10 protein-coding genes are annotated in these 12,097 nt (G+C 46.6%); 8 read left to right on the top strand and 2 right to left on the bottom strand.

Annotation, left to right across the window (positions count from 1 at the left end; genetic code table 11):
- Positions 1-101 precede the first annotated feature (101 nt).
- Positions 102-1,091 carry a FecR family protein gene (locus tag D7D25_RS12270; RefSeq protein WP_158602613.1) on the bottom strand — a complete coding sequence of 330 codons (990 nt, stop codon included), beginning with the start codon at positions 1,089-1,091 and terminating at the stop codon, positions 102-104.
- Positions 1,092-1,341: 250 nt separating this feature from the next.
- Between D7D25_RS12270 and D7D25_RS12265 the strand changes: the two genes are divergently transcribed.
- From D7D25_RS12265 to D7D25_RS12240, 6 genes are all read left to right on the top strand, one after another.
- The gene (locus D7D25_RS12265) at positions 1,342-1,941 is read left to right on the top strand and encodes an RNA polymerase sigma-70 factor (RefSeq protein ID WP_122969244.1); all 600 of its coding nucleotides are present in this window, start codon (positions 1,342-1,344) and stop codon (positions 1,939-1,941) included.
- 106 nt (positions 1,942-2,047) lie between these two features.
- The gene (dgt, locus tag D7D25_RS12260; protein ID WP_122969243.1) at positions 2,048-3,376 is read left to right on the top strand and encodes a dGTP triphosphohydrolase; all 1,329 of its coding nucleotides are present in this window, start codon (positions 2,048-2,050) and stop codon (positions 3,374-3,376) included.
- A gap of 228 nt (positions 3,377-3,604) precedes the next feature.
- Positions 3,605-4,006 carry a hypothetical protein gene (locus tag D7D25_RS12255; protein ID WP_148038925.1) on the top strand — a complete coding sequence of 134 codons (402 nt, stop codon included), beginning with the start codon at positions 3,605-3,607 and terminating at the stop codon, positions 4,004-4,006.
- A gap of 11 nt (positions 4,007-4,017) precedes the next feature.
- Positions 4,018-4,581: a GYF domain-containing protein gene (locus D7D25_RS12250; protein ID WP_122969241.1), complete on the top strand. Its 564-nt coding sequence runs from the start codon at positions 4,018-4,020 to the stop codon at positions 4,579-4,581.
- Positions 4,582-4,599: 18 nt separating this feature from the next.
- Complete coding sequence (locus D7D25_RS12245) at positions 4,600-4,953, top strand: CD225/dispanin family protein (RefSeq protein ID WP_122969240.1); 354 nt, start codon at positions 4,600-4,602, stop codon at positions 4,951-4,953.
- Between the two features lie 8 nt (positions 4,954-4,961).
- Positions 4,962-5,351: a DUF2752 domain-containing protein gene (locus D7D25_RS12240; RefSeq protein WP_122969239.1), complete on the top strand. Its 390-nt coding sequence runs from the start codon at positions 4,962-4,964 to the stop codon at positions 5,349-5,351.
- Positions 5,352-5,386: 35 nt separating this feature from the next.
- On the opposite strand, the gene uvrA is transcribed toward D7D25_RS12240, so the two are convergent.
- Entirely contained in the window at positions 5,387-8,182 is a 2,796-nt protein-coding gene (gene uvrA / locus D7D25_RS12235) for an excinuclease ABC subunit UvrA (RefSeq protein ID WP_122969238.1), read from the bottom strand.
- A gap of 218 nt (positions 8,183-8,400) precedes the next feature.
- On the opposite strand from uvrA, the gene D7D25_RS12230 reads away from it, so the two are divergent.
- Complete coding sequence (locus D7D25_RS12230; RefSeq protein ID WP_122969237.1) at positions 8,401-10,470, top strand: cation:proton antiporter; 2,070 nt, start codon at positions 8,401-8,403, stop codon at positions 10,468-10,470.
- A gap of 98 nt (positions 10,471-10,568) precedes the next feature.
- Positions 10,569-12,089 carry a glycoside hydrolase family 10 protein gene (locus tag D7D25_RS12225; protein WP_122969236.1) on the top strand — a complete coding sequence of 507 codons (1,521 nt, stop codon included), beginning with the start codon at positions 10,569-10,571 and terminating at the stop codon, positions 12,087-12,089.
- Positions 12,090-12,097 lie beyond the last annotated feature (8 nt).

The following is a 12,097-nucleotide window of genomic DNA, read 5'->3' as shown; positions in this document are numbered from 1 at the left end:
TTAAAAAATACCCAACTGTTGATTTTAAAAAAGACTGTTTTGAGTGGCTCTTTCCTCTCAATTTTCAATTCTTGATGTGGTGTGGTTTCATTCTGTAAGGCTTATTTTGAGTATATTACAATATCCCTGTTGTTTATTTGATAGGTGAATTTGTTGGTTAGCTCCAAAATCGATAAAATTTGATAAATATTGTCAGCCATTTCAAATTCGGCTTTGAACCGGATGTTTTTGGCGTTTTCATCACCGAATTCAATATGTACATTGTAATGTTTCTCCAAGCTTCGGGCAATTTCCTGCAATGTATTGTTTTCGAACAATAATTTTCCATTGATCCACGCGATGACGTCTGCTTGCGATAAAATTCTTTCTACTTCAAACCGATGCGTGTTTTTATCGAAAATGAGTTTTTCATTGGGTTTCAGCTTGATGGAATTTTCCAGGTTCATATGGGTAAACTGCACGGAACCTTCCATCAGGCTTGTGGTAATATGGTCATCGCTCTCGTTGCATTTCACATTGAACTTGGTGCCCAGCACTTTGATTTCGGAGCCGTTGTTCATTACCACAAACGGAAAATGCCTGTTGTGAGCTACGTCGAAATAGGCTTCCCCGCTCAGCTGAGCTTTGCGTTTCGGGGAAAGAAATGATTTGCGATATTCTAACTTGCTGCACGCGTTGAGCCATACGGTTGATCCATCGGGAAGAGTTACCTGCGCGCGTTCACCCAATTGGGTGGCCACGGTGAATGGCTGTGAGTTTCTTTCCAATAAGGTGACCAGGGTGAACGCACCTGAAAGAAGGACAACAACGGATATGGCCGCGACGGCGGCTACTTTTCTCCATAACGGAATGGTTCCTGTCTTTCGGGAGGAGAGGGTTAATCGCTTTTTCTGCCTTAAGAATTGCCGGAAAGCCTTATCCACATCAATTTCATTTTTTGCAGCCATCCTGTCATTGACGAACATGACCACATATATATCGTCGAGTTTTTTTCTGTTTTCTTCAGACAACGAAACCCACTTTTCAACTTTTTCGCACGATTCGGCATCCAAAGTGCCTTTCAAATACTTTATCAGAACAAATTCTTCCATTTTCATCCATTTGCTGTATTAGTAATACAAACGAAAACTAAAAGTTACTAAATAATCCTGCCTCGAGAATTAAAAAATTTTTCAAACAAGACAAGAAATCAACGTGTCGGTTATAAGTCTGAACCGCCCGGAGGGGCTTTTTCAAGCCACTTTTTTAACGTCCGAAAGCGGAAATGAATAATGATTTTTTTTTATTTTTTCTTTGAATTTTTTCTCTTTTTGTATTTCTTTGTGCTTCACGCGAATAGATATGCAAGAACTTGACTTGGAAAATAATGAAAAAACGATACGTTTATTAAAAGAGGATGATGGCGTATATTTCGAAGGGGTTTATAAGCATTATTTCGCACCGTTATATTCTTTTGCGACGCAATACCTGATGCGTGAACAGGCAGAAGAAGTTGTTCAGGAAACCATGCTTTGGTTGTGGGAAAACCGTTCCACGCTTATTTGCGAGATGTCGTTGAAGTCGCTCTTGTTTACGATGGTTAAGAATAAATGCTTAAACAAGATTAATCGTGAACAGATAAAAAACCGAATCCATAAAGCCATAAAACAAAAATACGAGGAACAATTTGAATCCCCCGATTTTTATCTGCAAGATGAGCTGTTCCAACTTTTCCGCGATGCCCTGGATCGTCTCCCTGATCCTTTCCGTCAAGTTTTTGAAATGAGCCGAATGGATGGGTTGACCCATAAAGAAATAGCAGAGCAATTGGATGTTTCGCCTCAGACGGTTAATTATCGGTTAGGCAAAGCACTGGAGACACTCAGAAATGAATTGAAAGATTATCTTCCTGTTTTGTTGGCGTTGTTAATCTGGAATTCATCTTCCTGCACCTTCTCTTAAAGCCGGAATCCGCCCCAAAACCGTATCTTTTCGCTACTATCGAGGCGAATGAAGAAAAAAATTGGGCAGTATGTGTTACCTTTGCAGGCAGATAACTTATTAAGGAATGAATTGGGAACGATTATTGTCTTCGAGGCGATTCGGGATGGAGGAATATCGCGCCGAAAACAGGCACGACAGAACGGAATACCAGCGCGATTATGACCGGTTGATTTTCTCGTCGCCTTTCCGGCGGTTGCAAAACAAAACGCAGGTTTTCCCCCTTCCCGGAAGCGTGTTTGTTCACAACCGGTTGACCCATAGCCTGGAAGTGTCGAGCGTGGGACGCTCGCTGGGAGAGAACATCGGCCGTGAAATCCGCCGGAAATACCCCTCTTCGCCGGCCCACTTCGAAGAGACGGGGGCCATCGTTTCCGCTGCCTGCCTGGCACATGATCTGGGAAACCCTCCGTTCGGGCACTCGGGCGAAAAAGCCATTTCTACTTTTTTCTCCGAAGGAAAAGGACAGGCGTTGCAGCGGCAAGTGGAAACCGAAGGGGGACGGTGGACCGATTTTACCTGCTTTGAAGGAAACGCCAATGCCGTCCGTTTGCTGATGCACCAGTTTAAAGGACGCCGCAAGGGAGGTTTCGCGCTGACTTATTCCACCCTGGCATCCATTGTGAAATATCCCTATTCGTCGGAGTTGAGCGGCGGAAAAAACAAGTTCGGTTTCTTTGCTTCGGAAGAAGACGAGTACGGGATTATTGCCGATGCGCTCGGTATTCCCCGCCTCGGAGAGGATCCGGTGTGCTATACCCGTCATCCGCTGGCTTATCTGGTGGAAGCCGCCGATGACATTTGCTACCAGATCATGGATATTGAAGATGCGCACAAATTGCATTTGATTTCTACCGAAAAGGCCCAGGAGCTTTTTCTCAGTTTCTTTGAAGGCGAAAAACGACAACGCAGAATCAATAATTTACATTTTGTCAGCGATATTAACGAGCAGATCGCCTATCTGCGCGCAAGCGTCATTGGATTGTTGGTGAAGGAATGTTCGGAAGCGTTTTTAAAACACGAAGAGGAGATTTTGTCGGGAGAGTTCAAGGGCTCGTTAATAAAAAGAGTATCCGAAAACACCCAAAGAGCATACAGGCAGTGTTCCGACTTTGCCGCGAACCGTATTTATTTATCAAAAGATGTGCTCGATATTGAATTGGCCGGATACAGAATTATCGGATTTTTGCTCGAAAAATTGTCGGAAGCCATACTGAACCCTTCTCATACGTATTCAAAGCTGCTCTTGGGCAGAATCCCCGAACAATATGAGCCCGATTCGGATGATCTATATGCTCAACTGCAGTCAATCCTTGACTACGTGTCCGGAATGACCGATATTTATGCCCTTGACTTGTACCGGAAGATTACGGGAATGGGTCTGCCGGTTGTCTGATTTTACTTACAATTTGACAAAAAAGGATATTTTTTTATTTTTTATTGAAATTATTTGCTGAGATTTAATTTCTTTTTTATATTTGCATCGTGGTTTTTTCATAATAGTATTAGATTTAAGGTTAACATGTTTGGCAGAGTGTCGAGAGACATTCTGCCAAATGCTTTTAACGCTTCATATTTTTTATCTTTCCTAAACTTTTTTACTTTTGTGATATAAAATTAAAGTATGCGAAAAATAATTTTCATTTTTTCCTTTGTCTTCCTTTCTTGGTCTTTTATACAGTGCCACTCGAATGAAAAAGCCCTTACAAAGAAACTTGAGGAGATGGCTGTGAACCTCAATGCGTCGGCTCCGGTGATGCTCGACCGGAACACCCGGTTTGAAGAAGCTTCGGTGATACGGGGGAATACATTTCGCTATCGTTATACGGTATTGAACACATCAAATCCTGATTCGTTAGTGGAAAACGGATTGCAATCATTAAAGGAAAATATCGGAAAAGAATTTTCATCGAATCCCGATCTCCGTATTTTCAAGGAGAACAATGTGACCATTGAATATGTTTACAACGATGAAAACGGTCGGACTATCCGTTCAGCACAAATCACACCCAATGATTACCAGTAAAAGAAAGATATATGAACCGTTATTTTTATATTGACGCTGAAGGAAAGCAAAAAGGAACCTTCTCCCCCGAAGAATTGCGGCAAGAAGGAATAAAACGCGACACACTTGTGTGGACACAAGGCATGGAGCAGTGGAAACGGGCGGAAGAGAGGGAAGAGTTATACTTCCTGTTTTCCGACACATACAGGAAGCCTCTGGCGGGAGAGGGCGAGCCCACCGTCCGGTATGACCGGCCCGGAGAATCTACCCAAACGCGGCAAATTCAGCCGATGCCCAGGACATGGTTGGTGGAGTCGATCCTGGTAACCATCCTCCCGTTTATGTTTTGCGGGAGTATCCTAAGCCTCCTTGGCATTATCGGCATCGTGCATGCTGCGCAAGTAGAATCTTTTTATAACAGAGGTGATTACGCTGCTTCACTTGAATCTTCGCGTTCCGCGGCAAAATGGACTAAGGTTGCCATGTGGATCACCATTGGTTGGATCGCGCTTATCATCATAGCTATCATACTGTTTGTCGTATTCATCGGATCCCTTTCCGGCTTTGCCGGCATGGAGGATCTGTTGAGTGCTTAATCGTAGAAAAATATTGTAATGGAATATAGAAATGACCCTCCTCCTCTGCCGCCTCAAGAGCAGCAAGAGTACGACATCCCCCCGTTGAAACCCGGCAACTGGCTGTGGCAATCCATTTTGGCGACTCTCTTTTGCTGTATGCCTTTTGGCGTTGTGGGGATCATCTATGCCGCAAAAGTCGATTCACTTTACTTTAACGGAAAATATGAAGAGTCTGGGCGGATGGCCCGGAAAGCAAAAATGTGGACGCTGGTTTCCCTAGGAGCGGCACTGTTGTATTGGATCTTTTGGATAATCATGTTCGTTACCGGTAATTTGCCGGAATATATGGAGAATATCATTGAGAACAATGCAAGCGGTTATAATTTTTAGGCGCTGTTGTGCGTAAAGAGTTAAAAATAGGGATAGGCGCTGTCGTAACCGTATGCGTTGCGGCGGCGCTTTATTTTTTTTACACTTTTGATCCGGAAGCACAACCTCTTTTTCCGAAATGCCCTTTTCTTCTCGCCACCGGTCATGAATGTCCGGGATGTGGTTCGCAGAGGGCTCTCCATAGTCTTCTGCATTGTAATATAGGCGCCGCGTTGAAGTACAATGCATTTATGGTATTGGCAATTCCCTATGTTTTTCTGGGCATTTACCTTCAATATTTGGGAGGGAAAAAACGGTTCCCCGGCGTTGAAAAGTTCTTTTTCGGCAGGTGGGCGGCCGCTGTCCTGTTGGTCGTAACAATTGCTTATTGGGTATTGAGAAACCTGTGGAAAGTATGAACTTTGTCACACATCCACTTTATCCCTTGCCCGTTTTAATGTAATTTTTCCTTCAAAAAACAGCCTGTATGCGATTGTTCACATTGGACGACCTGCTCCGGGGTGCCCTCACATACTACCTGTCCGCCGGCCTTACCTCCTTCCGGTCCGATGTCGATAATATGGTCGGCACATTTGATGATTTCCATATTGTGCTCGATGATGATTACGGTATGTCCCCGTCCTATCAAAGCGTTAAATGCCTGGAGTAATGTTTTGATATCATGAAAATGGAGGCCGGTAGTCGGCTCGTCGAAGATGAAGATCGTTGGTTGCGCCTTTTCCTCCCCCAGATAGTAGGCAAGCTTCACACGTTGGTTTTCACCGCCGGAAAGGGTGGAGGAGGATTGTCCCAGTTTGATATACCCCAGTCCCACATCTTGTAACGGTTGCATTTTCTTCACGATTTTCCTCTCCGTTGTTCCTTTCTGTTGTCCGAAAAAGTCGATCGCCTGGTCGACCGTCATCTCGAGAATGTCGTGAATGGTCGCTCCCTTATATGCTATCTCCAGCACTTCGGGTGAGAAGCGTTTCCCGTGGCACGATTCGCATTCCAGACGGATATCAGCCATAAACTGCATCTCAACGGTAATGGTACCTTCGCCTTTGCATTCACTACAGCGTCCTCCTTCCACATTGAATGAAAAATAGGCTGGCGAGAAACCCATCTGTTTCGCCAATGGTTGCGCGGCAAAGAGTTTCCGGATCTCGTCGAATGCCTTGAGATAGGTGACCGGGTTGGAACGTGATGACTTCCCGATGGGATTCTGGTCCACATATTCCACTCCTTTCATCAGGTTGAGATCGCCTCCGATGCCGTTGAACTCGGCATGTTCCAATGCAGTGCCCTTGTAATGCTGTTGTAGTGCGTTGAAGAGAACATCGTTCACTAGTGATGATTTGCCCGAACCGCTGACGCCCGTCACCACAGTCATCACGTTCAAGGGGAACTTCACGTCGATATTTTTCAGGTTATTCTGTCGGGCTCCCTTTACTTCTATATAGTTATTCCACTTACGGCGCGTCTTCGGTATTTCGATCTGCTCTTCGCCCGTAAGATATTTGACAGTGTAACTGTCGCTTTTTTCCCGCAGCTCGGCCACATTGCCCTGATAGATCACCTCGCCTCCCAGTCGACCCGCCTTGGGGCCTATGTCGATGATATAATCCGCCGCGCGGATGATTTCTTCATCGTGTTCCACTACCACCACCGTATTCCCCATCTGTTGCAATTCACGCAGTACGCCGATCAGCAGATGGGTGTCGCGTGAATGGAGCCCTATACTCGGCTCATCGAGGATATAGAGTGATCCCACTAAGCTGCTGCCCAGCGATGACACCAGATTGATACGTTGGCTTTCACCACCTGAAAGAGTATTTGAAAGCCTGTTGAGCGTGAGGTAGCCCAGGCCGACATCTAAAAGGAACTGTAGCCGGTTCCTGATCTCTGTGAGGAGCCGCTCCGCGATGGCGGCATCGGTTTCGTTGAATGTGAGTTGATCGAAGAACGCCTTGAGTTCTGTGACCGGTATCACCACCAGTTCTGTGATCGCTTTTCCGCCTACCTTTACGTAAGATGCTTCTTTCTTGAGTCGCGAACCTTTGCACAAAGGACAACCGGTCTTGCCGCGGTAGCGCGCCAGCATGACGCGGTACTGTATCTTATAAAGGTTTCTCTCCAGCATCCCGAAAAAATCATGGATGCCATAAATGCCGAGGTCATGGCGACCGTTCCAGAGGATGTCTTTTTCGGCATCTGTCAGGTCGTAATAGGCGCGGTGGATAGGGAAATCGACTTTATAGGCATTGTGTGTGAATTCCTGCCGCCATTCGCTCATTTTCTCCCCTCTCCAGCACTGTACGCACTCCTCCTGTACCGAAAGGCTCTTGTCGGGGATCACTAAATTCTCATCGATACCTACCACCTTTCCAAACCCTTCGCACTTGGGACAGGCTCCGGCAGGACTGTTGAAGTTGAACATCATTTCGGTGGGTTCTTCGAAAGTGATGCCGTCCGCCTCAAAACGGTTTGAAAAGGTAAACGACTCAATCCCGTTCTCACTCCAGAAACGGACAATACATTCACCGTTACCTTCCAGAAAAGCGGTCTCCACCGAGTCGGACAACCGGTTTACCGTTGCCTTGTCGGAGGAACAGGAGAGGCGGTCGATTACCAATAACACTTCATTTTCCGCCGGCAGTTTTTTCTGTGCCAATAGTTCGTCGATCCGGTAAAACTGCTCTCCCACATCCACACGGGTAAACCCCTCTTTGAGCAGTATCTCCAATTGACTTCGCAGGTCGCGCCCGTTCCGCAACTCGACATGCGAGAGTACCGTCATGCGGGTGCCTTCACGGTATTCTTCCATTTTTCTCACCACATCGTGCACGTAATGGCGTTTTACCTCCACACCTGAAATCGGGGAGATGGTTTTGCCGATGCGGGCATAAAGCAATCTCAGATATTCATAAATTTCAGTGGAAGTGCCTACTGTGGAACGCGGATTGCGTGAAGTGGTCTTTTGTTCGATGGCGATGGCGGGAGGAATGCCGTGTATGTAGTCGCACTCCGGCTTGTTCATGCGCCCGAGGAACTGGCGCGCGTAAGCTGAAAGGCTCTCTACATAGCGCCGTTGCCCTTCGGCATACAACGTGTCGAAAGCCAGCGATGATTTTCCTGAACCGGAAAGCCCGGTAATCACCGTAAATGTGTTGCGGGGGATGCTCACGTCGATATTTTTGAGGTTGTTGACGCGCGCACCCTTTATTTCGATTTGTTTTGAATCATTCATAATTGGAATATGATAACCTGCAAAGATAACGATTTTATCTCCAAAAACAATGTGCGTCAATCAACGGATTACCTTATATTTGGCGACTCCTGACGATAAAGGTCATTGGAGATAAAAGGAAACCAGTGGTCCGATAAGTCAAAAAAAATAATTATTTTTGCCGGTGCATATGAAAATCTCTTTCCGAAATCTGTTTTCCAAACCTCAGCAGTGACATTATGGAGGCTTTTCTGTCAGAAATACAACATGAGTTTGCCTTACCGTTTTCCAATCCGGTATTGATATTCGCATTGCTTTTGTCAATAGTCCTTCTGGTCCCCGTTCTCCTCAAACGGATCAATGTGCCGAATATCATCGGGTTGATCGTGGCAGGGGTGATCATCGGTCCACACGGGCTCAACTGGATAGACAATACCCATGCCGGTGTGGAGATGTTCTCTACCATAGGATTGTTGTACATTATGTTTATAGTGGGTTTGGAACTCGATTTAGGTGAGTTTATACTTCATAAGAACAAAAGCCTTGCTTTTGGATTTTATACTTTTGTCATCCCGCTGCTTGTCGGTTACCCTGTTTGTCATTACCTGCTCGGTTACAGTGCGGATGCCAGTTTTCTTACGGCAAGCATGTTTTCCACCCATACCTTGGTGGCTTATCCCATTGTGAGCCGTATGGGAATTGCCCGTAATCAGGCGGTTGCGATCACAGTGGGAGGTACCATTCTTACCGATACGGCTGTGCTGGTTATCCTCGCGCTGGTCTTGTCCAATAGCAACGGCGGGCTGGACGCCGGTTTTCTTATGAGATTGCTGTTCTCGCTGCTGCTCTTTTCCCTGATTATTTTCCTGATAGTGCCTCACCTGGCCAAATGGTTCTTTAAGAGGGCCACACCCGAGAAGTATTCTACCTTTATCTTTGTTTTGTTGGTGGTGTTTTCTGCGGGTTTTCTGGTGGAACTGGGAGGTCTTGAACCCATTATCGGGGCATTTGCCGCGGGATTAGCGCTGAACAGGCTGATCCCACATTCATCGGCATTGATGAATCGGATTGAGTTCTTTGGGAATGCGCTCTTTATCCCCATTTTCCTGATCTCGGTCGGGATGCTGGTCGATGTCTCGGTGGTGCTGAACGGGCCGCGTACCCTTATCGTGGCGTTAACGCTCACCCTGATGGCGCTGGTGGGAAAATGGCTGGCGGCATGGGCGACGCAGAAGACATTCCACTACTCAACCACCCAGAGAAACCTCATTTTCGGACTGAGCAGTTCCCATGCGGCGGCTACGCTGGCCATCATTCTTGTGGGCTACAGGGCAGATCTGCTGGATGAATATATCTTAAACGGTACTATTATACTGATCCTGCTCACTTGTGTTGTAGCTTCGGTCTTCACACAAAGAGCGGCTAAAAAGATCGCGATCAGTGAAGAGAATCAGCCCCTTATCCCCTCTTCCATGGGCCTGTTTGCCCAGGAGAAAATACTGGTGCCTATTGCCAACCCTACCAATATCGGTCAGCATGTGGAACTGGCATTGTTGTTGAAAGATAAAAAATCGGTGAATCCCGTCTCCCTGCTGGGGGTGGTTCCTAACAACCAGGAGGCGGAAAAGAATATAGTGAGCTTCAGGAAACAGTTGCAGGGATTTGTCTCAAGGGCTACGGCAGCGGAAGTGAACATAGATATCATCACTACTATCGACCACAATCCGGCGGACGGTATTGTGAGGACGGCACGAGAGACGATGTCGGACATTGTTATCCTGGGATGGCCGGGCAAGGCTGGGTTATGGGATAAACTGCTGGGAGAGAAGGTCGACCTGATCATCAAGAATATGGATAAGAACCTGTTTGTCTGCCATGTGGAGCAAAACCTTATTTTGAATAAACGGATTGTAGTTGTCTCGCCGCCACTGGCTGAAAAAGAAGATGGGTTCGGATTGTGGGTAAGTAAGGTGTCGAAGCTGTCTTCCGAGTTGTCGATCCCCGTGTTGCATCTGGGACACCCTGAAACGCAGAAGATTATTTCCGGACAGAAGAGATCGGGAAACTTTATTTTTCAACCCTTTGTGGATTGGAATAATCCGTTGTCCTGTGGAGATCTGATCAAAAAAGATGATCTGATCATTCTGGTTTCCGCCCATGTAGGGTATATTTCTCATATCCCGGTTTTAGAGAGTCTGCCTACACGGTTGGAGAATCGCTTCCCGCATCACAACCGTATTGTGGTCTATCCCAAACAGCACTTGGCGGATCAGTTGCTCGGGACGGAAGACCACATTTTTATTCCTTAGGATTTCAGATGCAGGATTTGACTCCCTCGATTTGCAATTCAAAATAATTTGGTCATGGATAATTTGTAATTTGTAATTTCTAATTGGTAATTAATAATATGAATCATTTTATTAGATTTGGTTTTTTTTTGCTTGTTGCGGTGCGGATCATCGCTTGCGGCACTGCCAAGCAATCCCTGACGCGTATTCCCGACTCCGCCCCGAAACGTGAATTCCGTGGCGCATGGGTGCAGACTGTGGGGCAATCGCGTTACAGCCAGATGAACAGTGCTGCCATGAAGCATTATATCTCGGATATGATGCGTAAATTCGATGAGGCGGGTGTCAATGCGGTGATATTCCAGATCCGTCCCGAAGCTGACGCGTTCTACCGGTCGGAGTTGGAGCCCTGGAGCCGGTTTCTGACCGGTGAACAAGGAAAGTCGCCTGACGATCCCACCTTCGATCCCCTGGCTTTTATGATCGAGGAGTGCCATAAACGGGGAATGGAGCTTCACGCCTGGCTGAATCCCTATCGGGTGAAGACCAATATCAATAATACCCTTGCGGAAAACCATATTTACTGGAAATATCCGGAGCGTTTTGTGCGGTACGGCAACCAGTTGTTTTTTGACCCGGGACTACCCGAAAACCGGGGATTTATATGTGAAGTGGTACGGGATATAGTTACGCGCTACGATGTGGATGCCATCCATATGGATGACTATTTTTATCCCTATCCCGTCGCGGGAACATCTTTCCCCGACGACAACAGTTTCAGAATTTACGCAGCTTCTCAGGGTTTTTCTCCTTCTCAGCGTGGCGACTGGCGCCGTAACAACGTGAATCTGCTTATTCAGCAGATAAAACTGACCATTACCGCCACCAAGCCGTGGGTTCGTTTTGGTATCAGCCCCTTCGGGATTTACCGGAATAAGCGGAACGACCCCAACGGCAGCGATACCAATGGTTTACAGAATTACGATGACCTGTATGCCGATATCAAACTGTGGGTGGAGAAAGGATGGATCGATTACAACCTGCCGCAACTTTACTGGGAGATCGGCCATGGTGCAGCCGATTACACCACCCTGTTACACTGGTGGAATGCCAATAATTTTGAGCAGCATCTTTATATCGGGCAAGACCTGAAGCGAAGTATCGATAGGAACGAGTTGGAGATAAAGATCCGGCAATCGCGCGAAATGGCTTTCGTTCACGGTAACTGTTACTGGTACGGATACCAGATACTCGACAACTTTGCCGGGGTCGCTGATGCGATGAGAACCGGTATCCATCGTTCCAAGACATTGATCCCGCCTTATACGCATCTGCACAAGGGACGTCCTGCAGCCGTGAAGAAACTGACGGAGGTCTATACCGAAGATATGCATTTCCTCACATGGGAACATAAAAAGGAGCCGTCGAACCCTGAAACGGCACAACGGTTCGTGGTTTATCGCTTCCGTCGGGGAGAAAAAGTGGATATCAACCGGGCGGAGAGTATTGTGAAAATCACGCCCGACAATTTCTTGGTATTGCCTTATGAAGGTGGTGAAAGCCGCTACACTTATGTGGTAACCGCATTGGATGCTTTTCATAATGAAAGTAAGCCGGCAAGGACCCGGGTGAAGTTGTAAAACTTTGG

It is taken from the genome of Proteiniphilum sp. X52 (assembly GCF_003712195.1).
Classification (GTDB): domain Bacteria; phylum Bacteroidota; class Bacteroidia; order Bacteroidales; family Dysgonomonadaceae; genus Proteiniphilum.
The sequence above is the reverse complement of the archived record's forward strand: the minus strand, read 5'-3'. Positions and strand labels throughout refer to the sequence as shown.

Excerpts from the sequence above, each read along its gene's own strand:
- D7D25_RS12265 (WP_122969244.1), top strand. The coding sequence starts at position 1,342 with ATGCAAGAACTTGACTTGGAAAATAATGAAAAAACGATACGTTTATTA.
- dgt (WP_122969243.1), top strand. The coding sequence starts at position 2,048 with ATGAATTGGGAACGATTATTGTCTTCGAGGCGATTCGGGATGGAGGAA.
- D7D25_RS12225 (WP_122969236.1), top strand. The coding sequence starts at position 10,569 with ATGAATCATTTTATTAGATTTGGTTTTTTTTTGCTTGTTGCGGTGCGG.
- D7D25_RS12270 (WP_158602613.1), bottom strand. The coding sequence starts at position 1,091 with ATGGAAGAATTTGTTCTGATAAAGTATTTGAAAGGCACTTTGGATGCC.
- D7D25_RS12245 (WP_122969240.1), top strand. The coding sequence starts at position 4,600 with ATGGAATATAGAAATGACCCTCCTCCTCTGCCGCCTCAAGAGCAGCAA.
- D7D25_RS12255 (WP_148038925.1), top strand. The coding sequence starts at position 3,605 with ATGCGAAAAATAATTTTCATTTTTTCCTTTGTCTTCCTTTCTTGGTCT.
- D7D25_RS12230 (WP_122969237.1), top strand. The coding sequence starts at position 8,401 with ATGGAGGCTTTTCTGTCAGAAATACAACATGAGTTTGCCTTACCGTTT.
- uvrA (WP_122969238.1), bottom strand. The coding sequence starts at position 8,182 with ATGAATGATTCAAAACAAATCGAAATAAAGGGTGCGCGCGTCAACAAC.
- D7D25_RS12250 (WP_122969241.1), top strand. The coding sequence starts at position 4,018 with ATGAACCGTTATTTTTATATTGACGCTGAAGGAAAGCAAAAAGGAACC.